The sequence below is a fragment of the Streptomyces sp. NPDC045701 genome (genome assembly GCF_056432045.1).
The window spans coordinates 1-20830 of the sequence record NZ_JBWKJV010000055.1 but is presented as its reverse complement, the minus strand read 5'-3'; the positions used below and the strand labels follow the sequence as shown (position 1 = coordinate 20830).

Below are 20830 nucleotides of genomic sequence, written 5' to 3'. Positions count from 1 at the left end.
CTTCAAGCTAAACACCCGGCCCCGGCAGACTCTAGGCTTTGAAACCCCCGCTGATAAGCTCGCCGCCGCTGTTGCGTCAACCGGTTGACTCCGCCACGGCCTTCTTCAGGTAGTACGCCGTCCACAGGCCGGTGTAGCCGCCGCCGACGACGCAGACGTCGGCCGTGGTGTCGCCGGGGAGGGGTTCGCGGGGAGCGGGGGTGCCCTCCTGGGCGTACCAGAACGATATGCCGCCGTTGACGGTGTTCATGTGGTTCCTCGGGTGCGTCGCCGGTGGGTGGGTGTGGACGTTATCGGATGGGGTGTGGGGTGATCGAGGTTCCGGCCGGGCTGGTCGAGACGCAGAGTCGCTTCAACGGTGAGGAGGGGCGGGCGTTCGTCGCGGCGTTGCCGGGGCGGGCGGAGCGGTTTCTGGAGGAGTGGGGGCTGCGGCTGACGGGACCGGCCATGCACGGGGCGGTGTCGCTGGTGTTGCCGGTGACGGTGGTGGCGGACGGGTCGCGCGCGGCACTGAAGCTCCAGTTGCTGGACGAGGAGAGCGAGGGGGAGGCGGCGGCGCTGCGGACGTGGGACGGCGACGGCGCGGTGCGGTTGCTGGCCGAGGACGCGGGGACGGGCACCTTGTTGCTGGAGCGGCTGGACGAGGGGCGGCAGCTGGCGGGGGTGGAGGACGCGCGGGAGGCCACGCGGGTGCTGGCGGAGCTGATGGCGCGGCTGGTGGCCGTGGCGGCGCCGGCCGGCGTGCGGTCCCTGGGCGGCATGGCGGCGGAGATGCTCGACGGGGTCGCCGGCGCGGTGCGGGAGCTGGAACGGGAGGAGGACCGGCGGCTGCTGCGGGACTGCGCGGCGGCGGTGCGGGAGGTGGCGGGTGAGCCGGGGGACCGGCTGCTGCACTGGGACCTGCACTTCGGCAACGTGCTGGGGGCGGAGCGGGAGCCGTGGCTGGTGATCGACCCGAAGCCGCTGGCGGGTGATCCGGGGTTCGAGTTGCTGCCGTCGCTGTTCAACCGGTTCGACCGGGACGAGGTGCTGTGGCGGTTCGATCTGCTGACGGAGGTGCTGGGGCTGGACCGGGAGCGGGCCGCGGCGTGGACGCTGGGGCGGGTGCTGCAGGACGCGTTGTGGGGCGTGGAGGACGGGGGGACCGTGCTGGAGGGGGAGCGGCCGGAGGTGGCCAGACTGCTGCTGGGCCGGTAGACCGGTGGGGGTTCGCGGTGCGGACGCCGCTGGCGCGGTGGGGGGTGCGCGGGGCAGGCTGCGGTCATGATTCGTAGCGCTGTCGTCGACGACGTACCCGCCCTGCACGCCATGATCCGTGAGCTCGCCGCGTACGAGAAGGCCCTGCACGAGGTGCGGGCGAGTGAGGAGCAGCTGAGGGAGGCGCTGTTCGGTGAGCGGCCGGCGGCGTTCGCGCACATCGCGGAGACGGAGGAGGGCGAGGTCGCGGGCTTCGCGCTGTGGTTCCTGAACTTCTCGACGTGGCGCGGGGTGCACGGCGTGTACCTGGAGGACCTGTACGTACGGCCCGAGCTGCGCGGTGGGGGATACGGGAAGGCGCTGCTGCGTGAGCTGGCGCGGATCTGCGTGACGCGGGGGTACGAGCGGCTGGAGTGGTCCGTGCTGGACTGGAACACCCCGTCGATCAACTTCTACAAGTCGCTGGGCGCGCGGCCGCAGGACGAGTGGACGGTGTACCGGTTGACCGACGAGGCGCTGGCGGAGCTGGGCGGTCGTGGTTAGGAGCGGTCGCAGGTGAGGGTGGGGCCGGTGAGCATCCCGCCGGTGCTCTCCTGGCCCCTGGGCGTCCAGTAGCCGAGCTTGGACACGAGGGTGGAGCAGGTGGCGCCGAGGGTGGCGCGGACGGTGACGGTCGCGGGGCGGCCGGGCTGGAGGTCGGTGAGCGCGCAGTCGAGCGCGTACATGCTCCTGGTGGTGGAGGGGTAGCGGCCGGGGAGCGGGTTGACGCAGCGCGGGTCGGTGGTGGTGAGCCGGATGCCGGTGGCCTCCTCGCCGATGAGGCCGAGGCGGGCGCTGCCGTCGCCGTGGTCGCTGACGCGGGCGACGGTGTAGGTGAGGGTGGTGGTGGTGCCCGGTCGCAGGGTGGCCGGTGCGCCGTTCGTGGTGGCCACGTCGACGCGGTGGGTGGGCTGCGGCGCGGGGGCGGTGAGGGTGAGGGTGGCGTGCGCGGTGCCGCGCAGGTCGGTCTCCTGTTCGTCGGAGCGTACGTGGACGGCGGCCTCGATCCCGTAGGTGCCGGGGCCCGGGTAGTCGGCGCGGCCGGCGAGGGTTCCGGTGGCGGTGGGGCCGTCGGCGGGGCCTTCGGCGCGGCGGGCGGTCCAGGTGCCGGAGGTGTGGCAGACGGGACGGACGCGGGTGGTGCCCCGGCGGCAGGTGGCGGCGGCCGTCACGGTCATGGTGGCGCCATTCTGGGTGACGCACAGCGCGATGTCGGCGTACTGGCCGTGCGGGCCGCGCAGGGTGCCGCCGGGGGCGCAGTGGGTGACCGGGCTCGTGGCGGGGGGCGCGGCGGCCGGTGCGGGGGCAGGGACGGTGGCGGCGGTGGCGGTGGCCGGGGCGGGTGGCGGTGTGGGGTGGGTGGGCGGTGGTGCGGCGTGGGCCGCGGTGGCGGTCCACAGCAGTAGTGCGGAGAGGGTGCCCAGCGCGTGGAGCCTGGTGGGGCGTCTCGTGGTCATCGGTGCCTCCTGCTCGGCGGGCCCGGCCGGCCCGGCGGACTCGGCGGGCCGGCCGACTCGGTCGGCTTGGATGGTGCGGGAGGCGGGCGCCGGGAGGGTCCGCCCCACGCGGGGACTGCGCCGGTTCCCTTACGCCGGTTCACCCGGGCGGGGTCATGGGACGAGGACCACCTTGCCCATGGTGGCGCGGGTCTCCAGGGCGCGGTGGGCGGTCGCGGCGTCGGCGAGCGGGAAGCGCTGGACGGCGGGGCGCAGGCGGCCGGCGGCGGCTTCGGCGAGGGAGCGGAGCTCCAGGGTGCGGATGTCCCCGCCGGCCCTGTGGAGCATCGCCGGTCCGAGGACGGGCCGGGAGGTGATGCCGCGTTCGGCGAGTTCGGCGTCGGTGAGGGTGAGCGGCTCGCCGTCGTGCGGCCCCTTGCCCGCCCAGCCGTAGACCACGTGCTGCCCGCCCCTGCCCAGGAGGTCGACGGCGGCGCGGGCGGTGGCGCCGCCGACGGCGTCGTAGAGGACGGTGGCCCGCCGGTCCTTCAGGTGGGCGCGGACCTCGTCCGGCCAGCCGGGCCGCGTGTAGTCGACGGCGAGGTCGGCGCCGTTGGCGTGGACGCGGGCCACCTTGTCCGGGCCGCCGGCGAGGCCGATGACGGTGGCGCCGGCGTTCTTGGCGTACTGGACGAGGAGCGTGCCGATGCCGCCGGCCGCCGCGGTGACCAGCACGACGCCGTCCGGGCCGAGTTCGGTGAACTGGACGATGCCCAGAGTGGTGCGGCCGGTGCCGATCATGGCCACCGCTTCGGCGTCGTCGAGGGCGGGCGGGATCTCGTGGAGCCGGCCGGCGTCGGTGACGGCGAGCTCGGCGTAGCCCCCGGGAACCAGCCCGAGGTGGGCGACGACGCGCTTGCCGAGCCAGGCGGGGTCGGTGCCCTCGCCGAGGGCGTCCACCGTGCCGGCGACCTCGCGGCCGGGGATGGTGGGCAGTTCGGCGGGGGCGGGGAACGGGCCGGGCATGCCCTGGCGCAGCGCGGTGTCGAGGAGGTGCACCCCGGCCGCGGTGACGGCGATGCGGACCTGGCCGGGGGCGGGGGTGGGGTCGGGCGTCTCCTCGTGGGTGAGGTTCTCGGCGGGGCCGAAGGCGTGGAGGCGGATGGCGTGCATGGCGGGCTCTCCTCTGCTGGGGACGACGGAGAGGAGCGTTCATCGTCAAGTCCGCTTGAGGTCAAGGCGCGGGTGCGGCCGGGCCGCCCGGAGGGCGAGGGAGGCCGCGCGGACGGCGCTGGTGAACGACACCTCGGCCAGGACGCCGGGTGCCGCGACCTGGTCGCCCGCCAGGAGGACGCCGTCGCCCCGGTCGATGGCCGGGCGGTCGCGCCAGGTGGTGCCGGGATGGTCGACCGCTCCGGTACGGCCGTCGGCGAGGGCCTCGCGGCGCAGGAGGGTACGGTCGCGCCACCCGGGGAAGCCCTTGTCGAGCAGCCGTTCGGCGTGGGCCACGCCGTCCGCCTTGGACTGGTGCGGGGCGATGGGGAACTGGCCCTGGAGGAGCGTCTCGCCGGCCGGGGCGAGGGAGGGGTCCTGGGCGGTGAACCGTTCCAGCCAGCCGGGCGCGTCCAGGTCGGAGATCACGAACGGGTCGTTCCGGTGGGGCCGCAGCGCCAGGTCGAACAGGACGGTACGGCCACTGGGCCAGCTCAGGTCCGGGTCCTTCAGGAGGCGGCGGGCGGCGGCGAGGGACGTGGCGACGATGACGGGGCCGTCGCGGTCGGGCAGGGCGTCGACGCGGGCGGACGTCTCCACGCGTACGCCGAGGGCCCGGGCGTGTGTGGCCATCCGGTCGATGACCGCGCCCCAGCCGCCGCGCGGATAGTGGGCCTCGGGCGGCAGGGCGGTGGCCCGGCGCAGCCGCTCCTGCACGAAGCGGGCGGAGAGCGAGCCGGGGTCGTGGTGGAACAGCGCGACGGCCGCGTAGTGCGCGGCGGCGCGGGCGGCGGGCTCCGGTGTCCTGGTCCGCGCCCAGCCGGCGAAGTCGGTGTCCACCGGGGCCCGCTCGGGCGCGCGGCGCGCCGACCGGAGCATGCCGAGGGGCGGCGTGCGGCGCAGTTCGCCGTGCAGGTGGAAGCGGAAGCGGGCGGCCTCGCGGGGCGGGACGGCGGCCATCGGCCCGAGCAGGCCGCGCTGCCGGAGCCAGGCCCAGTGCGGGCCGCGGTGGTAGAGGGCGTGCGGGCCCTCGTTGGTCCGGTACGGGCCTTCGGCGGTACGGGCCCGTCCGCCGAGGGTGCGGTGGGCCTCGTGGAGGGTGACCTCGGCGCCGGCTTCGGCGGCGGTGATGGCGGCGGTGAGGCCGGCGAAGCCGCCGCCGACGACGGTGATGCGGGTGGGCATGGCGTCTCTCCCGGGTCGGTGCGTGGGCGCTCGGCATGGGCGCCTCGTCATGGGGAGGACGGGTGGCGGGGTGCGCGGTGTGACATCGCGCGGTGTGGGGCGGTACGGGTTCGGGGGCCGGCTCGGCGGGTGTGCCGCTCCGGGGTGCCCGGGAGCGGGCCGGCCACCGCGGGGACGAGGGGGCGTCAGGGAACGCGGGGGAAGCGGGACTGGAGGGTCCAGATCGCCGGGTTGTCCGCCAGGCCCTCGTGCATGTCCGTGAGGTCGGCGATCAGGTCGTGCAGGAAGTCGCGCGCCTCCCGGCGCAGCACCGCGTGGCCGAACGTGAGCGGCGGTTCCTCGGCCGGCATCCAGTCGGCCTCGATGTCCACCCACCCGAAGCGGCGCTCGAAGAGCATCCGGTCCGTGGACTCGGTGAAGTCCAGCTCCGCGTACTGCGGCCGGGAGGCCCGGCTGCCGCGCGGGTCGCGGTCGAGCTGCTCGACGATGTCGCACAGCGCCCACGCGAAGTCGAGCACGGGCACCCATCCCCAGGCCGTGGACACCTCGCGGTCGGCCTTGGTGTCGGCGACGTACACGTCCCCGCAGAACAGGTCGTGCCGCAGCGCGTGGACGTCCGCGTGGCGGTAGTCCGTCTGCGGCGGGTCCGGGAAGCGGCGGGAAAGGGAGTAGCCGATGTCGAGCACGTACTCGATGGTGTCACGGCCGGGGCGTGCGTTCGCACGCGCGAGTGAACGGCTCCCGATCGCCCGCACGGGGGCGGCCTACCCTGGGAGCGTTGCTCCGCATCGAAGGAGGTCCGCCGTGGCACTGCCCGTTCCCGAGCGCGAGCCGGTCGACTACCGGTCCATGGCCGAGTTGCTCAAGGACCAGGTTCCGGGCATGTCCGTGGAGGAAGCCTTCGACATGTTCAGTGCGGTCGCCCCGAAGGGGTGGCGCGTGGAGTTGATCGAAGGGGAGATCCACGTGACGCCTCCTGCCAATGGTGAGCACGAGGAGATCGTGTCCGAGGTGACCGGCCAGGTGCGGGACCACCGCAAGGACCTGGGGCGCTACACCGGTATCGGGCTCTTCCTGCCCGGCGCGTCCGTCAGCGGCAAGGTCGAACCGGACATCGTCCTCGCCCCCAAGGGCAGCTTCGACGACCGGGCGGAGTACCACGACCCGTCCGCCGTACTGCTCGTCGCCGAGGTCACCTCCCGCTCCACCGCCGGCAACGACCGGGTGAAGAAGATCCGGGGTTACGCCCGTGCCGGCATCCCGGTGTACCTGCTCATCGACCGCGAGTCCGAGCAGGCCGTGGTGTGCACGGAGCCGTCCGGGGAGGACTACGGGGCCAAGGCCGCGTACAAGCTGGGCGAGGTGGTTCCCCTGCCCGAGCCGCTCGGCTTCGACCTCGACACCGGCCGGTTCTGACCGTCAGGGCAACAGGCGCTGTTCCTTCGCCACCGCCACCGCGCCCGCGCGGGTGTCGACGCCGAGCTTGGTGTAGATGCGGCCCAGGTGGGTCTTGACCGTCGCCTCGCTGATGAACAGGGCACGGGCGATCTCGCGGTTGCCCAGCCCGCGTGCGAGCTGACCGAGGATGTCCCGCTCCCGGTCCGTGAGCGCGGGGGCGGCGGAGGCGGCGCGGCGGGCGACGGGGGCCGACAGCGAGGTGCGGCCCTCGGCGGCGGCGTGGATGGCGGCGAACAGCTCCTCGGGCCGCTCGGCCTTCAGGAGGTAGCCGGTCGCGCCGGCGCCGATCGCGCGGGTGACATCGGCGTCCGTGTCGTAGGTGGTGAGGACCAGGACGCGGACGTCGGGGGAGGCGATGCGCCGGGTGGCCTCCACGCCGTCGATGCCGGGGCCCAGCTGGAGGTCCATCAGCACCACGTCCGGCTTCAGCTTGGCGGCCGTCGCGACGGCCTCCTCCCCGCTGCCCGCCTCGCCGACGACCTCGATGCCGGGCGCGCTGCCGAGGAGCGCGAGGAGCCCGGCGCGTACGACGGCGTGGTCGTCGCACAGCAGGATCCGCACCGTCACGGGGAGTCCTCCAGGGGGATCGACACGGACAGGACCGTGCCCTCGCCGGGCGCGGACTCGACGGTCAGGGTGCCGCCCAGCTGCTCGGCGCGGGCCCGGACGGCGGGCAGGCCGTGGCCCCGGGCGCCGGACGGCGGTACGGACCCCGGGTCGAAGCCGCGCCCGTCGTCGGCGACGTCCAGCACCACCTGGTCGTCCAGGTAGGTGAGGGTCAGCGCGGCGGACGTGGCACCGGCGTGCTCCCGTACGTTGGCGAGGGCGCCCTGCGCGATCCGCAGCAGCGCCGCCCCCACCCGGTCGGGCAGCGCCACGGGCGGGCCGTCGACCCGGAAGCCGACCGGGAGGTCCGCCGACTCGCGGGCGGCGAGCGCGCGCAGCGCCTGCTCCAGGCCGCCGCCCCCGGCGAGGTCGGCGGGCGCCAGGTCGTGCACGAACCGCCGGGCCTCGGCCAGGCTGTGCTCGGCGATCGAGGCGGCCGTACGGACGTGGCGGCGCGCGGCCACCGGGTCGGTGTCCCACGTGCGGTCGGCCGCCTGGAGCAGCATCCGCTGACTGGACAGGTTCTGGGCCAGGCTGTCGTGGATCTCCATGGACAGCCGCTGCCGTTCGGCGAGGGTGCCCTCCCGGCGCTCGGTCGCGGCCAGCCGCTCCGCCTGCCGCCGGCTGTGGACGAACACGGCGGTGGCGATGGCCGCCACGGCGGGCGGGGCGACCAGCAGGTTCGGGTCGAGGGCGCCGTCCGCGAGCTGGAGCTGCGCGGCGACCACGAACACCGTCAGCAGGGCGACCAGCACGAGCGCGGCGCGCGGGCGCAGCGTACGCAGGCCGGTGTAGAACAGCGGGACCGCGCACCACGCGAAGCTCGGCGCCAGCACCACCAGCACCATCCACACGGCGACCACCGAGCCCAGCCAGGGCAGGCGGCGCGGTACGGGCAGGACGTACAGCACCGCCAGCGCCGCCGTGAGCGCCACCACCCAGGGGCCCAGGTCCAGCCAGGGGTGCCGCAGCAGGAACCGCAGCAGCGAGGCGCCCAGCAGCGCGAAGAACGCGGCGTGCATCACCCGGGCCAGCCGGCGGGCGTCGGGGTCCTGCTCCACGTCCACCCTCCTTCTCGGCACGGTCGTCCGCACCCGTCTCCCAACGGTCGTCCGCACCCATCCTCACCCGACCGGCCCGGACCGGCATCAACCGATCGGCTGACCCCCGGCGCCCGGAGATGCCCGCACGATCGAAGGCATGACGAAGCACACGAAGAACACGATGTCTCCGCGCACCCGCCTCCTGACCGGCACCGTCGCCGCCGCAGCGCTCGCCGCCGGGACCTTCGGCGCGATGTCCGCGAGCGCCGCCGAGCCGGCCCAGGCGCCCGCCGCGGTCACCGCCGACGCCGCCCACCCCCGCGACCTGAGGCAGTCCACGCACCTGACGATCGACGCCGCCACCCGGGCCGCGCGGGCCGCCCTGGACGCCGCCGAGAGCGAGAACCAGCGCGTCACGGTGGCCGTCGTCGACCGCGACGGCAACCCGGTCGTCACCCTGCGCGGCGACGGCGCCGGCCCGCAGTCCTACGAGTCGGCCGTCCGCAAGGCGTTCACCGCCGTGTCGTGGAACGCGACGACGTCCGAGCTGGTCAAGCGGCTGGAGAGCGCCCCGAACCTCAAGGACATCCCCGGCACGCTGTTCCTCGCGGGCGGCGCGCCCGTCACCGTCAAGGGCGCGCCCGTCGCCGGGATCGGGGTCGCCGGTGCGCCCAGCGGGGGCCTGGACGAGAAGTTCGCCCAGGCGGGTGTGGCCGCGCTCACCCGCTGAGGTACCCGTTCCGCCCCTACGATCACGGGGTGGACCTACGCCGACCCCGTGCCCTCGCCGCCGTCGCGGTCCTCCTCGGCGCCGCGCTCACCGGCTGCGCCGGGGACGGAAGCGGCGGCACCGGCGGCGAGCCGGGGGCGGCCGGGCTGGGCGACCGGTACTTCCCGGGGCTCGGCAACGGCGGCTACGACGTGCGCCACTACGCGCTGACCCTCGACTACGAGCCGGGCACCGGCCGCCTCACCGGCACCGCCGACATCACGGCCCGCGCCACCCAGACCCTCGGCGCCTTCAACCTCGACCTCACCGGGCTCACCGTCCACAGCGCCACCGTCGACGGTGAGCCCGCCGCCGTCCGCCGGTCGGGCGGCGAACTGACCCTGCGGCCCGCCGGGGACGTCGCCGACGGCGCCACCTTCCGTACCGTCGTCCGCTACTCCGGCGCACCCGCCACGATCACCGACGCCGAAGGGGCGCGCGAGGGCTGGCTGCGGACCGCAGACGGGGCGGTCGCCCTGGGCGAGCCGACCGGTTCCACGGCCTGGTTCCCGGGCAACCACCACCCCTCCGACAAGGCCACGTACACGATGACCGTCACCGTCCCGCAAGGGCTGCGCGCCGTCTCCAACGGCGAACCGGCCCAGCCGCGGGCCGGCGGCGGCCGCACCGTCTTCACCTGGCGCACCACCGAACCGATGGCGAGCTACCTGGCGACGCTCGCCATCGGCCGGTACGACACGAGGACCTCCCGTACCCCGGACGGCATCCCCGTCCACACCGCCGCCCGCGGGAACCCGGCGCTTCTCGGCGAGATCCCGGAGGTGCTGGCCTGGGAGGCCGGGAAGTTCGGCCCGTACCCCTTCTCCTCCACCGGGGCGATCGTCGACCCGCTGATCGACGTCCAGTACGCGCTGGAGACGCAGAGCCGGCCGTTCTTCGACAGGAACACCCTGGACGTCCCCACGCTGGTGCACGAGCTCGCCCACCAGTGGTACGGCAACTCCGTCTCGCCGAAGTCGTGGCGGGACATGTGGCTGAACGAGAGCTTCGCGACGTACGCGGAGTGGCTGTACGCGGAGGACTTCCAGGACCGGCCCGTCTCGGCCAGCTTCGACGAGGCGTTCGCCGAGCCGGGGAACTGGGCGTTCCCGCCCGCCGAACCACCCGCGGCCGAGGACCTCTCGGGCCCGCCGGTCTACCACCGGGGCGCGATGGTGCTGCACAAGGTCCGTCAGGCGGTCGGCGACGACACCTTCTTCGCCGTCCTGCGCGGCTGGCCGGCGAAGTACCGGCACGCCAACGCCTCGACGGAGGACTTCGTCCGGTACGTGGAGGAGACGGCCGGCGAGGACCTGACGGAGCTGTGGGACGTCTGGCTGTACGGGGAGGACCGGCCTACAGGGCCTTCCGCATGACGACGCAGTCGCGGGCGAGCCGGTGGTCCCTGCGCCGGTCGACCTCCTCGTAGCCGAGGGTGGTCCAGAAGGCGAGGGCGTTGGGGTTGTTGTCGAGGACGGCGAGTTTCAGGCCCTTGCGGCCGACCGCGCGGAAACGCTTCTCGACGATCTCGGCCAGCTCGCGGCCGAAGCCGGCGCGGTGGTCGCGGGCGTGCACCATCAGCAGCCCGATCCACGGATCGGGGTCGTCCGGGTCGGGGTGGTGGGCGCGGGTCACCGCGATGCCGATGACGTGCCCCGCCGAACGGGCCAGCAGCACCTCGGTGTCCGGGTGGGACAGCTCCTCCGCGAGCGACGCGGCGACCTGCTCGGGACGGATGTCGTCCGGGTCCGGGAAGTCCCCGCTGAGCTGCTGGAACTCCCGGTTCGACGCGTACAGCTCGGTGAGCTCGGTGAGGAGCGGGCCGGGCAGCGCGCCGTCCTCGCCCCCCTCCAGCGGTTCGACGATCATGCGGAAACAGTAGGGCCCCGGCGCGGACCTCGCCGCCGGGGCCACCCTGTGCGCGTCGGTCAGAGGTTGACGCCGAAGTCGCGGGCGATGCCCTCCAGGCCGGAGGCGTAGCCCTGGCCGACGGCGCGGAACTTCCACTCGGCGCCGTTGCGGTACAGCTCGCCGAAGACCATGGCGGTCTCGGTGGCGGCGTCCTCGCTCAGGTCGTAGCGGGCGATCTCGGCGCCGCCGGCCTGGTTGATGATGCGGATGTAGGCGTTGCGGACCTGGCCGAAGTTCTGCGAGCGGGCCACCGCGTCGTAGATGGAGACCGGGAAGACGATCTTGTCGACGTCGGCGGTGAGGCCCGCGAGGTTGACGTTGATCTGCTCGTCGTCGCCGCCGCCCTCGCCGGTGCGGTTGTCACCGGTGTGGACGATGGTCTGGTCCGGGGTGGACTTGTTGTTGAAGAAGACGAAGTGGGCGTCGGAGGCGACCTTGCCGGACGCGTCGACACCGATCGCGGACGCGTCGAGGTCGAAGTCGGTACCCGTGGTGGTACGGACGTCCCAGCCGAGGCCCACGGTGACGGCGGTCAGACCCGGCGCCTCCTTGGTCAGCGAGACGTTGCCGCCCTTGGACAGGCTTACAGCCATGGAGAGTCCCTTTCTTCGTACCTAGCGTCGTACCGCATAACGCACCGCGCGGCGGACTGGTTCCACGATCGGAAAACGGGGTGACGTGACCGCGTCCGGACAGGGATCATGGGGGCATGTCCGGCCCCTATGTCATCCGCGGTTCGGTCTCCCTGCCGGAGGCCGAACTCATGTGGCGTTTCTCCAGGTCGTCCGGGCCGGGCGGGCAGCACGTCAACACGAGCGACTCCCAGGTGGAGCTGCGCTTCGACGTGGCGCGCACGGAGGCGTTGCCGGCGGTCTGGAAGGAGCGGGCCCTGGAGCGGCTGGCGTCCCGGCTGGTCGGCGGGGTGGTGACCGTCCGCGCGTCGGAGCACCGCTCGCAGTGGCGCAACCGCGAGACGGCGGCGGTGCGGCTGGCGTCCCTGCTGGCCGAGGCGACGGCCCCGCCGCCGAAGCCGCGCCGCGCGACGAAGGTGCCGCGCGGGATCAACGAGCGGCGCCTGCGGCAGAAGAAGCAGCGCGGTGAGACCAAGCGCGGCCGCTCTCCCCGCGACTGGTCCTGACGGCCGGCCCTCGCCCCGCGACTGGTCCCGACGGCCCGCCCCGCGGGGTCAGGCGAGGTGGCGGTAGTTGCCGCGGAAGTAGGTGAGAGGGGCGCCGTCGCCGGCCGGGAGGTCGACGGTCAGGACACGGGCGACGACCAGCGTGTGGTCGCCCGCCTCCACGCGCTGCTCGGTGCGGCACTCCAGCGTCGCCAGGGCCCCGCCCACCAGCAGCGCGCCGCTCGCACCGCCCCGGACGGTGGGGATGTCGGCGAAGAGCAGCCGGTCGCTCACCCGGCCCTTCATCGCGAACCGGCCGGCGATCTGGCGCTGACCCTGCGCCAGGATCGAGACGCCCCACAGCGGCTGTTCCGCCAGCAGGTCGTCCATCCGGGAGCCGTTGCGCAGGCTGACCAGGACCAGCGGCGGGTCCAGCGACACGGACAGGAACGCCGTCGCGGTCATGCCGATGTCCTCGCCGCGAGGGCCCTCGTCCGGGTCATGGGCCGTGACCAGCACCACGCCGGCGGCCAGGCGGGACATCGCGGCACGGAACTCGTCGTCGCTCACCCCCTCAGGATGAGGGACGGCGGGGGCGGGGAGCTGGGTCGTCGGCAACACACCGGGAACGCTAGCCCGGTCCCGCCCGCCGGCGCATCGGGCGGAGGAACCAGCCGGTGGTCCTAGGACCCGGTCCGGTCATGGCCCCATACTGTGCGTTCACGCGAAGTTCAGCGGCCGGTCACCCCCGGTTCGGCCGTCTTCCGTAACGAACATCATCCTTTGTGACTTGAGTCACAGAGCGCAGGTTTTGTTGACCCTGTGTACCTGGGGCACAGCTCGCTGTGATTCAGTGGCGTGACAGTGCAACACGAGCGCCGATGAGAACCCTGGAGTTGCTGTCGAGGTCTCGGGGAGAGCGAGCAATGGAGACCGAGTCGGAGCCGTACGTCCGTCTTGCGACCCTGCGGCAGCTGCATCAGGTCGTCGCCAACCTCAACACGGCCCGCAGCCTGGCCGACACGGTGCAAACCGTCGCCGACGGCGTGATCGCCGGGCTCGGCTACGAACTGGCCTGCGTCAACGTCGTACGTCCCGACGGTGACCTGGTCGTCGCCGCGTTCGCCGGCAGTCCCGCCGCCGAGGCGCTGATCACCGGCCGGGTCGGCTCCCGCGCGTCCTGGGAGCGCCGGCTGAGCATGGGCGAGGCGTGGGGCGAGCTCCGTTTCATACCGCACACCGAGGGCTGGGTCCTGATCGAGGACGACGTCCCGCAGTGGCACACCGACGGCCCCGAGCCCCGCTTCGAGGACGAGTGGCACCCCCGCGACCGCCTCTACGCCCCGATGTACGCGTCGGGCAGCGGACGCGAGCTCCTCGGCGTCATCTCCGTCGACCGGCCGCGCAACGGCCGCCGCCCCGGCCCGTGGGGCCAGGAGGCGCTCCAGATGTACGCCTCGCAGGCCGCCATCGCGATCAGCAACGCCCGGCTGCGCTCCAACATGCAGCGCGCCCTGGTGCGCCTGGAGCGGGAGCAGCAGGCGCTGCGCGCGAGCGAGGAGTCGTTCCGCCAGGCGTTCGAGTACGCGCCCTCCGGCATGGCCATCGCCGAGATGGGCGGCGATCAGCACGGCCGGCTCCTGCGGGCGAACGACGCGCTGTGCCGGCTGCTCGGCCGGCCCGCGTCCGTGATGCGCCGCTATTCCTTCGCCGACCTGGTGCACCCCGAGGACATCGGCACCCTGCTGCGCACCTCAGCCGAGGGCGGCCGGGCCGAGCTGCGGCTGGCCCGGCGGGACGGCAGCTACGTGTGGGTGTCGCTGCGCAACTCGGTGGTCGCCGACACGGCCGACGGGCCGCGTTTCCTGCTCACCCACGTCGAGGACATCGAGGAGCGCAAGCGGCACGAGCTCCAGCTCGCCCACCGCGCCTCGCACGACGCGCTGACCGGTCTGCCCAACAGCGCCGAGCTGCGCGCCCGGCTCAGCGCCCGGCTGTGCTCCCGGCCGCACGCGGTGCGGTCGACGGCCGGGACGCACGAGGTCGACGCGTACGACAGCGGCGACTACGAGTACGGCGAGCACGCCTACCGGGGCGACGGCTTCGACTTCGGGGCCGGCGCGGAGGGCGGGGCGTACGACCACCATGTGCACGCGGTGGCGCCCGACGACGAGGTCGACGACGGGACGAAGGGCCTCGCGGTCCTCTTCTGCGACCTGGACGGCTTCAAGTCGATCAACGACCGGTTCGGGCACCACACCGGTGACGCGGTGCTCATCGAGGTCGCCCGGCGCCTGTCCGCCGGGGTGCGGGACGGGGACACCGTGGCCCGGCTCGGCGGTGACGAGTTCGTCGTCCTGGCCGACGGGCTGGGCGCCGCCGACGCCGCCGACCTCGCCGTACGCCTGCGCAACGCGATCATTCCGCCGATCCGGGTGGACGGGCGCGCGGTGCGGGTGGGCGCCAGTTTCGGCATCGGGTGGGCGGAGTGCGGGATGTCCGTCGAAGAGGTGCTGAACTCCGCTGACCAGCGGATGTACATCGAGAAGCGTTCCCGCTCGAAGGTGCACCGCCGAGCGGGGTGAGCCGTTCGGGGTAGGCTCGCCCGGTCGGTGACCGCTGGCGAGCAGGGAATGAGGAGTGACCAGGGATGGCTGCCGGTAACAACGGCGCGAGCACGCCCGAGGACGACGATCCGTTCGGCTACCTGTACGCGGACGGACAGACGGCGGGCGCGCAGGCGCCCCGCCAGGGCGGCGGCTACGGCTACCCGGGTCCGGCCGCTCAGCCCGGCGTGCCCAGAACGTCGTACAACCAGGTCAGGGCGGTCGGCGAGCGCCAGTACGGCGGCGGTGGCGGCCAGGTGCCGCCGCAGGCGCAGTACCAGCAGCAGTACGCCCAGCCGAGCCCCCAGTACGCGGCCCCCGAGACCTTCCCGGGCGGCGACCGCACCCGCCCGGTGCCCCTGGCCCAGCCCCCGCAGCGCGGCGGCCCCAACACCAAGGGGCTGCTGCTCGGCGCGATCGCGGTCGTCCTGGTCGTGGTGATCGGGATCACGGTCGCCGTCCTGACCAACGCCAAGGGCGACGGCAAGGACGACAGGGCCAAGCCCACGGCGCCCGCGACCGAGGTCCAGCAGTCCCCGTCGCCGAAGCCCTCGCAGTCCGCGGAGGAGCCGGTTGAGCTCCCCAAGCAGGACGCGGCGACGCTCCGCCTGGGCGGACCGGCCCGGCTGGGCACGGACGTCAAGGGCGCCAAGGGCGCCGACGGCGCGTACGTCATGTTCAACGGCACCGGCGGCTCCGCGAGCTGGACCGTCGACGTCCCGGAGGACGGGTCCTACACGCTGTTCCTGAGCTACAGCGTGCCGGGCAAGGACGCGAACGCCACCCTGTCCGTCAACGGCGGGTCGCCGCGTGAGATCCGGATGAAGAACTTCGCTCACGCGGCGGAGGGCGACTGGGAGAAGGGGTGGACGTACACCTACTCCTACGCCGAGCTGAAGAAGGGCTCGAACACGATGACGATGTCGTGCGAGCCGGGCAACCAGTGCGAGGCGTACCTCGACCAGGTCTGGTTGCAGCAGGGGCAGGTCAAGGGCTGACCACCGTCAGGAAGTGCGCCACCGTCCCCGTCATCGCCTCGCGAGCGGGGACGAGGTATTTCCGGGGGTCGACCGTGTCGGGGTGGTCGGCGAGGTGGGCGCGGACCGCGCCGGTGAACGCGGTGTTCAGGGCCGTACCGATGTTGATCTTCGTCATGCCGGCGGCGATCGCGGCGCGCAGTTCGTCGTCCGGGACGCCAGACGAGCCGTGGAGGACCAGCGGGACGGGGACGGCGTCGCGGAGGACGCTGATCAGGGCGTGGTCGAGGGTCGCCGTGCGGCGCGTCATCGCGTGGGTGGAGCCGACCGCGACGGCGAGGGCGTCGATGCCGGTGTCCGCGACGTACGCGGCGGCCTCCGCCGGGTCGGTGCGGACGCCGGGGGTGTGGGCGTCCCGCGGCGGTTCGCCGTCCTTGCCGCCGACCCGCCCCAGCTCGGCCTCGACCCACAGGCCCCGCTCGTGGCCCCAGCGCACGGCATCGGCGGTCGCCTTGACGTTGTCGCCGTAGTTCCGTTTGGAGGCGTCGAACATCACGGAGCTGAAGCCCTCGGTGTGCGCGCCGCGCAGGAGGTCGGGCGAGACGACGTGATCGAGGTGGAGGCCCAGCGGCGCGGTGGACGCGCGGGCGACGGCGGCGGCCGCGGCGGCGACGGCGGAGAGGTCGCCGCCGTGGAACCTCACGGCGTTCTCGGAGATCTGGAGGATCGCGGGCCGTCCCACCCGTTCGGCGCCGGCCGCGATCGCCTCGGCGTGCTCCAGGGTGATGACGTTGAACGCGGCGACGGCGTCGTCCGCGGACCTGGCCCGGGCGATCAGTTCGCCGGTGGGAACGAGGGGCATGTGCGTACCTCCGTCAAGCGGCCGTGGCGTGCTCCGTCACTGTGACCCGGGACAGCAGTTCCCGGTATGCCGTCATCTCGAACTCGCCCGCCGCGGGCGCCAGCACCGTGGCCGCCGACAGGGCCACCGCCCGCGCCAGCCGGTCCGGCCAGGGCAGGCCCTCGACGAGGCCGGCCAGCAGGCCCGCCACCGCCGAGTCGCCCGCGCCGGTCGGGTTGCCCTTCACCGCCCCGGGCGGGGCGGCCTGCCAGATGCCGTCCGGGGTCACCGCGAGCAGGCCGTCCGGCCCGAGGGAGGCGACCACGGCGTGGGCGCCCCGGCGGCGGGCGTCGCGGGTGGCGCGCAGCGGCTCGCGGGCGCCGGTGAGCCGGGCCAGCTCGTCGGCGTTGGGTTTCACCAGGTCGGGGCGGGCGGCGATGCCACGGCGCAGCGGCTCGCCGCTGGTGTCCAGCACCACCGGGACGGACGCGGCCCGGGCGCGGCGCACCAGGTCCGCGTACGCCCCGACGTGGATGCCCGGCGGCAGGCTGCCGCACAGGGCGACGGCGTCGGCCTCGCGCACCAGCTCGTCGTAGGCGGCGAGGAAGGCCGACCACTCGGTGGGCGTGAGCGTCGGGCCGGGTTCGTTGAGCTGGGTGGTGTCGCCGGTCGAGGCGTCCACGACGGCGACGGTGCGGCGGGTGGTTCCGGCGACCGGGACGAGCGCGTCGCGCACGGGCAGCGGCGCCAGCAGGTCGCGCAGGACGTCGCCGGTGGGGCCGCCGGCGAAGCCGGTGACCACGGTGTCGTGGCCGAGGGCGGCGAGGACGCGGGCGACGTTGACGCCCTTGCCGCCGGGGCGCTCGGTGACGTCGGTGACGCGGTGCGAGGCGTGCGGGGTGAGGGCGTCCACCCGGTAGGTGATGTCGAGGGCGGCGTTGAGCGTGACCGTCAGGATCACCCGTGACACCCCCCGAGTACGCGCCCGCTTCCGCCTCTTGCTTCCGCTTCCGGGCCTTGATCATGCCAAATCGAAGGCGGTTGGCCCAGTCCCCCGGCTCCACCGCCTTGCAGCAATTCCTGCGGAAATCAGGCCGGTTGCGGCTCAATCACCCATTCGCCCCTGCGCATGACGCCCACGAGGGTGAATTCCGCGTCGAGGACCACCAGGTCGGCGCTCTTGCCGGGTTCCAGGGAGCCGACCTCGTCGTACACGCCGAGCAGCTTCGCCGGGTTGGCGGAGACGGCGCGCACGATGGCTTCGACCGGCAGCCGGTCGACGGTGGCGGCCCGCCTGAACGCGGTGTCGAGCGTGAGGGTGGAGCCCGCGATCGAGCCGCCCTCCACCAGCCGGGCGACGCCCTCGCGGACCTCCACCTCCAGCGGGCCGAGGTGGTAGACGCCGTCGCCGAAGCCCGCCGCGTCCATCGCGTCCGTGATGAACGCCACCCGGTCCGGGCCGGCGTGGTGGAAGGCCAGCTCCAGGGCGGCCGGGTGCAGGTGCGTGCCGTCGTTGATCAGCTCGACGGTGACCCGCTCGTCCTCCAGCAGCGCGGCGATCGGCCCCGGTGCGCGGTGGCCCAGGGCGGGCATCGCGTTGAACAGGTGGGTGGCGACGGTGGCGCCCGCGTCGATGGCCGCGACCGTCTGTTCGTACGTGGCGTCCGTGTGCCCGATCGCGGCGATGACGCCGTGCTCGGCCAGCAGGCGTACGGAGTCGAGGCCGCCGGGCAGTTCGGTGGCGAGGGTGACCATCCGGGCGTGGCCGCGCGCCGCGTCGACCAGCTTGCGCACCTCGGCCGGGTCCGGGTCGCGCAGCAGGCCCTCGCTGTGGGCGCCCTTGCGGCACGGGGAGATGAACGGGCCCTCGAAGTGGATGCCCGCGATGTCGCCCTGTTCGGCGAGCTCGGACAGCTCCCCGGCGCGGTGCGCGAGGAAGTCCATCTCGCCGGTGACGGTGGAGGCGACGACGGTGGTGGTGCCGTGCAGCCGGTGCGTGTGGACGCCCTTGAGGACCTCCTCGACGGTGCCGGAGGTGAAGGACGCGCCGCCGCCGCCGTGGTTGTGCATGTCGACGAAGCCGGGTACGACCCAGTGCCCGGTGAGGTCGGTGGCGGGGGCGTCCGCCGGGGCGTGGCCCGCGATCCGGCCGCCTTCGACGATCACCCGCCCGTTGTCCACGATCCCGGTCGGCAGCACCACGCGGGCGCCGGCGAGAACCTTGTGATCGGCCATCAGGCGGATACCTCCGAACTGGCGAGTAGGTCCCAGGCGAGGAGGCCCGCGCCCAGGCATCCGGCGGTGTCCCCGAGGGCCGCCGGCACGATGGCGGGCAGTTTCTGGAACGTCACGCGCTCCTCGACGGCCGCCCGAAGGGGTGTGAACAACGTTTCCCCGGCCTCGGCGAGACCGCCACCGATGATGAGCGTGCGGGGGTCCAGCAGGGTCAGCGCGGTGACCAGCCCGTCGGCGAGCGCGTCGACGGCGTCCTGCCACACCCGTACGGCCCGCTCGTCGCCGGACGCCACGGCCTTCGCGCAGTCCGCCGCGTCCGCCCCGGGGTCGCCGCTCGCCGCCGCCCAGGCCCGTGACACGGCCGAGGCCGAGGCGAGCGTCTCCAGGCAGCCGCGCCGGCCGCAGCCGCACTCGGGCCCGCCGGGGCGCACCACGATGTGGCCGATCTCGCCGGCGTACCCGTGCGCGCCCGCCTCGATGACGCCGCCGATGCCGATGGCGCCCGCGATGCCCGTGCCGAGCGGTACGAACAGGAACCGGTCGGCGCCCCGGCCCGCGCCGACGCGCCCCTCGGCGAGCCCGCCGGTGCGGACGTCGTGCCCGAGGGCGACCGGCAGGCCGCCGAGCCGCTCGGCGAGCAGGGCGCGCAGCGGGACGTCGCGCCAGCCGAGGTTGGCGGCGTAGACGGCGAGGCCCCGGTCCGGGTCGACGATGCCGGGCACGGCGACGCCGGCGGCGACGGCACCGGTGCCGTACCGCTCGCGGCCGTGGGCGTGCAGCTCGGCGGCGAAGCCCAGGATGGCCTCCACGACCGCGTCGGGGCCGCGCTCGCGGCCGGTCGCGCGCCGCGCCTCGTACAGCAGGGCCCCGTCGGCTCCGACCAGGGCGGCCTTCATCCCGGTGCCGCCCACATCGAGGGCGATGACGTGTCTCACGGAAGACAGTGTCGCTCGTGAACCCGTGAAAGGTCTAGTCCACTCGCCTGGATTGTTGTCCGCGCATACAAAATGCCGGTACGAGGACGGGCGGGCGTCCGTGGGGGCGACGCTGCGGGCCCTACGAGGACAGGATCACGCTGCGCGTCAGGTTGCGCGGCCGGTCCGGGTCGTACCCCTTCGCCTCGGCGACCGCCACCGCCAGCCGCTGCGCCCGCACCAGGTCCGCCATCGGGTCCGCCGAGGCGTCCGCGTGCAGCGTCCCCCCGACCCGCGCCACGTCCTGGGCCAGCCCCTCCGGCGGGGCGCCGAACACCCAGGTCACCCGCCCAGGACCGGTGATCGAGATGGGGCCGTGCCGGTACTCCATCGCCGGGTACGCCTCCGTCCACGCACCCGCCGCCTCCCGCATCTTCAGCCCTGCCTCCAGGGCCAGCCCGTACGTCCACCCCCGGCCCAGGAACGTCCACTGCTCCGCCCCCGTCACGGCCTCCGGCAGCGGCTCCGCCACCGCCCGCTCGGCGTCCGCCGCCGCCTCGGCCACCGTCCCCACCCCCGGTACGGCGCCCAGGGCCGCCCGCAGGAACGCCAGCGCCGTCGTGGCGAACCGGGTCTGCACCACCGACTCCTCGTCCGCCCAGTCGAGCACCGCGACCGCGTCCGCCGCATCCATCACCGGCGTCCTCGGGTCGCCCGTCAGCGCCACCGTCGCCACCCCCCGGCCGCGCAGCACGCCCAGCAGGTCCAGCACCTCCGTCGTCGTACCCGAACGGGTGATCGCGACCACCCGGTCGTACGAACGGGAGGACGGGAACTCCGACGACGGGTACGCGTCCGTCTCCCCCTGGCCCGCCGCCTCGCGCAGCGCCGCGTACGCGATGGCCATGAACCAGGACGTCCCGCAACCGGTCACGGCGACCCGCTCACCGGGGCGCGGCAGCCCCTCCCCGAACGACGCGGCCGCCTCGGCGGCCCGGCGCCAGCAGGCGGGCTGGGTGGCGATCTCTGCTGCGGTACGTGACATGGGCGGGTGCTCCTACAGCTGCGGAGGTGAGGGTGGCCGTGGCCAAGCGATACCCAGGTGGTGTAGACCTCATCCCCGCTGTGGGAAAATCACGGCGCAGGGCAGGAACCAAAAGTGGGGAAGAGTTGTGCAGCGCCGCTATACACGACTGACAGTGAGGATGTGACGTGGTGACGCTGCGGGTGGGTCTGACCCTCCGACTGACTGACGTCTCGACTGTCCTGTTTGGGATTTGTCGG

22 protein-coding genes and 1 pseudogene are annotated in these 20830 nt (G+C 74.0%); 8 read left to right on the top strand and 15 right to left on the bottom strand.

What is annotated here, in order from left to right; translation table 11 throughout:
• Nucleotides 1-94: 94 nt before the first annotated feature.
• Nucleotides 95-250: pseudogene (locus AC07DW_RS29885) on the bottom strand (FAD-dependent oxidoreductase); the annotation flags it as partial.
• Nucleotides 251-297: 47 nt separating this feature from the next.
• Here AC07DW_RS29885 and AC07DW_RS29880 point away from each other — a divergent pair.
• Both AC07DW_RS29880 and AC07DW_RS29875 read left to right on the top strand, forming a co-directional pair.
• On the top strand, nt 298-1197 hold the full coding sequence (locus AC07DW_RS29880) for an aminoglycoside phosphotransferase family protein (protein ID WP_478860799.1): 900 nt from the start codon (nt 298-300) through the stop codon (nt 1195-1197).
• A 66-nt stretch (nt 1198-1263) separates the two neighbouring features.
• Nucleotides 1264-1740 carry an N-acetyltransferase family protein gene (locus AC07DW_RS29875; protein ID WP_478860798.1) on the top strand — a complete coding sequence of 159 codons (477 nt, stop codon included), beginning with the start codon at nt 1264-1266 and terminating at the stop codon, nt 1738-1740.
• Here AC07DW_RS29875 and AC07DW_RS29870 read toward each other — a convergent pair.
• From AC07DW_RS29870 to AC07DW_RS29855, 4 genes are all read right to left on the bottom strand, one after another.
• Nucleotides 1737-2693 carry a hypothetical protein gene (locus tag AC07DW_RS29870; RefSeq protein WP_478860797.1) on the bottom strand — a complete coding sequence of 319 codons (957 nt, stop codon included), beginning with the start codon at nt 2691-2693 and terminating at the stop codon, nt 1737-1739. The two genes, AC07DW_RS29875 and AC07DW_RS29870, sit on opposite strands and share 4 nt — an antisense overlap.
• 153 nt (nt 2694-2846) lie before the next feature.
• Nucleotides 2847-3845 (bottom strand): zinc-binding dehydrogenase, encoded by a 999-nt coding sequence (locus tag AC07DW_RS29865; RefSeq protein WP_478860796.1) that lies wholly within the window; start codon nt 3843-3845, stop codon nt 2847-2849.
• 45 nt (nt 3846-3890) lie between these two features.
• Entirely contained in the window at nt 3891-5069 is a 1179-nt protein-coding gene (locus AC07DW_RS29860) for an NAD(P)-binding protein (RefSeq protein WP_478860795.1), read from the bottom strand.
• Between the two features lie 185 nt (nt 5070-5254).
• Nucleotides 5255-5755: a hypothetical protein gene (locus tag AC07DW_RS29855; protein WP_478860802.1), complete on the bottom strand. Its 501-nt coding sequence runs from the start codon at nt 5753-5755 to the stop codon at nt 5255-5257.
• 118 nt (nt 5756-5873) lie between these two features.
• On the opposite strand from AC07DW_RS29855, the gene AC07DW_RS29850 reads away from it, so the two are divergent.
• Nucleotides 5874-6485, top strand: coding sequence for a Uma2 family endonuclease (locus AC07DW_RS29850; protein WP_478860794.1), 612 nt, complete (start codon nt 5874-5876; stop codon nt 6483-6485).
• 3 nt (nt 6486-6488) lie between these two features.
• On the opposite strand, the gene AC07DW_RS29845 is transcribed toward AC07DW_RS29850, so the two are convergent.
• Entirely contained in the window at nt 6489-7094 is a 606-nt protein-coding gene (locus AC07DW_RS29845) for a response regulator (protein ID WP_478860793.1), read from the bottom strand.
• Nucleotides 7091-8155 (bottom strand): sensor histidine kinase, encoded by a 1065-nt coding sequence (locus AC07DW_RS29840; protein ID WP_478860801.1) that lies wholly within the window; start codon nt 8153-8155, stop codon nt 7091-7093. The genes AC07DW_RS29845 and AC07DW_RS29840 overlap by 4 nt, the downstream gene beginning before the upstream one ends.
• A 178-nt stretch (nt 8156-8333) precedes the next feature.
• Here AC07DW_RS29840 and AC07DW_RS29835 point away from each other — a divergent pair, with 178 nt between their 5' ends.
• Both AC07DW_RS29835 and AC07DW_RS29830 read left to right on the top strand, forming a co-directional pair.
• Entirely contained in the window at nt 8334-8906 is a 573-nt protein-coding gene (locus tag AC07DW_RS29835; RefSeq protein ID WP_478860792.1) for a GlcG/HbpS family heme-binding protein, read from the top strand.
• A gap of 29 nt (nt 8907-8935) precedes the next feature.
• Nucleotides 8936-10321, top strand: coding sequence for a M1 family metallopeptidase (locus AC07DW_RS29830; protein ID WP_478860791.1), 1386 nt, complete (start codon nt 8936-8938; stop codon nt 10319-10321).
• On the opposite strand, the gene AC07DW_RS29825 is transcribed toward AC07DW_RS29830, so the two are convergent.
• Both AC07DW_RS29825 and AC07DW_RS29820 read right to left on the bottom strand, forming a co-directional pair.
• Nucleotides 10302-10814, bottom strand: coding sequence for a GNAT family N-acetyltransferase (locus tag AC07DW_RS29825; RefSeq protein WP_478860790.1), 513 nt, complete (start codon nt 10812-10814; stop codon nt 10302-10304). The two genes, AC07DW_RS29830 and AC07DW_RS29825, sit on opposite strands and share 20 nt — an antisense overlap.
• 59 nt (nt 10815-10873) lie before the next feature.
• Entirely contained in the window at nt 10874-11449 is a 576-nt protein-coding gene (locus tag AC07DW_RS29820) for a TerD family protein (protein ID WP_478860789.1), read from the bottom strand.
• A gap of 116 nt (nt 11450-11565) precedes the next feature.
• On the opposite strand from AC07DW_RS29820, the gene arfB reads away from it, so the two are divergent.
• Nucleotides 11566-11994 (top strand): alternative ribosome rescue aminoacyl-tRNA hydrolase ArfB, encoded by a 429-nt coding sequence (gene arfB, locus AC07DW_RS29815; protein ID WP_478860788.1) that lies wholly within the window; start codon nt 11566-11568, stop codon nt 11992-11994.
• A 48-nt stretch (nt 11995-12042) separates the two neighbouring features.
• On the opposite strand, the gene AC07DW_RS29810 is transcribed toward arfB, so the two are convergent.
• Entirely contained in the window at nt 12043-12594 is a 552-nt protein-coding gene (locus tag AC07DW_RS29810; RefSeq protein ID WP_478860787.1) for a flavin reductase family protein, read from the bottom strand.
• Nucleotides 12595-12899: 305 nt separating this feature from the next.
• On the opposite strand from AC07DW_RS29810, the gene cdgB reads away from it, so the two are divergent.
• Together cdgB and AC07DW_RS29800 are read left to right on the top strand one after the other, a co-directional pair.
• Nucleotides 12900-14558 carry a diguanylate cyclase CdgB gene (cdgB, locus tag AC07DW_RS29805; protein ID WP_478860786.1) on the top strand — a complete coding sequence of 553 codons (1659 nt, stop codon included), beginning with the start codon at nt 12900-12902 and terminating at the stop codon, nt 14556-14558.
• A gap of 65 nt (nt 14559-14623) precedes the next feature.
• A complete protein-coding gene (locus AC07DW_RS29800; RefSeq protein WP_478860785.1) occupies nt 14624-15577 on the top strand; it encodes a carbohydrate-binding protein in 954 nt (317 codons plus the stop codon).
• Here AC07DW_RS29800 and AC07DW_RS29795 read toward each other — a convergent pair.
• The 5 genes from AC07DW_RS29795 to AC07DW_RS29775 all read right to left on the bottom strand — a co-directional run bounded on the left by AC07DW_RS29795 (nt 15567) and on the right by AC07DW_RS29775 (nt 20591).
• On the bottom strand, nt 15567-16418 hold the full coding sequence (locus tag AC07DW_RS29795; protein ID WP_478860784.1) for a class II fructose-bisphosphate aldolase: 852 nt from the start codon (nt 16416-16418) through the stop codon (nt 15567-15569). The genes AC07DW_RS29800 and AC07DW_RS29795 overlap by 11 nt on opposite strands.
• A gap of 13 nt (nt 16419-16431) precedes the next feature.
• Complete coding sequence (locus AC07DW_RS29790) at nt 16432-17358, bottom strand: 1-phosphofructokinase family hexose kinase (RefSeq protein WP_478860800.1); 927 nt, start codon at nt 17356-17358, stop codon at nt 16432-16434.
• 128 nt (nt 17359-17486) lie between these two features.
• Nucleotides 17487-18632, bottom strand: a complete 1146-nt coding sequence (gene nagA / locus AC07DW_RS29785; protein WP_478860783.1) for an N-acetylglucosamine-6-phosphate deacetylase — start codon at nt 18630-18632, stop codon at nt 17487-17489.
• On the bottom strand, nt 18632-19567 hold the full coding sequence (locus AC07DW_RS29780; RefSeq protein ID WP_478860782.1) for an ROK family protein: 936 nt from the start codon (nt 19565-19567) through the stop codon (nt 18632-18634). The genes nagA and AC07DW_RS29780 overlap by 1 nt, the downstream gene beginning before the upstream one ends.
• Nucleotides 19568-19688: 121 nt before the next feature.
• On the bottom strand, nt 19689-20591 hold the full coding sequence (locus tag AC07DW_RS29775; RefSeq protein ID WP_478860781.1) for an SIS domain-containing protein: 903 nt from the start codon (nt 20589-20591) through the stop codon (nt 19689-19691).
• Nucleotides 20592-20830: the final 239 nt, after the last annotated feature.

What these genes read in the sequence shown, in the direction of transcription:
- arfB (WP_478860788.1), top strand. Translation starts at nt 11,566, where the DNA reads ATGTCCGGCCCCTATGTCATCCGCGGTTCGGTCTCCCTGCCGGAGGCC.
- nagA (WP_478860783.1), bottom strand. Translation starts at nt 18,632, where the DNA reads ATGGCCGATCACAAGGTTCTCGCCGGCGCCCGCGTGGTGCTGCCGACC.
- AC07DW_RS29800 (WP_478860785.1), top strand. Translation starts at nt 14,624, where the DNA reads ATGGCTGCCGGTAACAACGGCGCGAGCACGCCCGAGGACGACGATCCG.
- AC07DW_RS29835 (WP_478860792.1), top strand. Translation starts at nt 8,334, where the DNA reads ATGACGAAGCACACGAAGAACACGATGTCTCCGCGCACCCGCCTCCTG.
- AC07DW_RS29820 (WP_478860789.1), bottom strand. Translation starts at nt 11,449, where the DNA reads ATGGCTGTAAGCCTGTCCAAGGGCGGCAACGTCTCGCTGACCAAGGAG.
- AC07DW_RS29875 (WP_478860798.1), top strand. Translation starts at nt 1,264, where the DNA reads ATGATTCGTAGCGCTGTCGTCGACGACGTACCCGCCCTGCACGCCATG.
- AC07DW_RS29880 (WP_478860799.1), top strand. Translation starts at nt 298, where the DNA reads ATGGGGTGTGGGGTGATCGAGGTTCCGGCCGGGCTGGTCGAGACGCAG.
- AC07DW_RS29860 (WP_478860795.1), bottom strand. Translation starts at nt 5,069, where the DNA reads ATGCCCACCCGCATCACCGTCGTCGGCGGCGGCTTCGCCGGCCTCACC.
- cdgB (WP_478860786.1), top strand. Translation starts at nt 12,900, where the DNA reads ATGGAGACCGAGTCGGAGCCGTACGTCCGTCTTGCGACCCTGCGGCAG.
- AC07DW_RS29865 (WP_478860796.1), bottom strand. Translation starts at nt 3,845, where the DNA reads ATGCACGCCATCCGCCTCCACGCCTTCGGCCCCGCCGAGAACCTCACC.
- AC07DW_RS29795 (WP_478860784.1), bottom strand. Translation starts at nt 16,418, where the DNA reads ATGCCCCTCGTTCCCACCGGCGAACTGATCGCCCGGGCCAGGTCCGCG.
- AC07DW_RS29775 (WP_478860781.1), bottom strand. Translation starts at nt 20,591, where the DNA reads ATGTCACGTACCGCAGCAGAGATCGCCACCCAGCCCGCCTGCTGGCGC.
- AC07DW_RS29825 (WP_478860790.1), bottom strand. Translation starts at nt 10,814, where the DNA reads ATGATCGTCGAACCGCTGGAGGGGGGCGAGGACGGCGCGCTGCCCGGC.
- AC07DW_RS29870 (WP_478860797.1), bottom strand. Translation starts at nt 2,693, where the DNA reads ATGACCACGAGACGCCCCACCAGGCTCCACGCGCTGGGCACCCTCTCC.
- AC07DW_RS29840 (WP_478860801.1), bottom strand. Translation starts at nt 8,155, where the DNA reads ATGCACGCCGCGTTCTTCGCGCTGCTGGGCGCCTCGCTGCTGCGGTTC.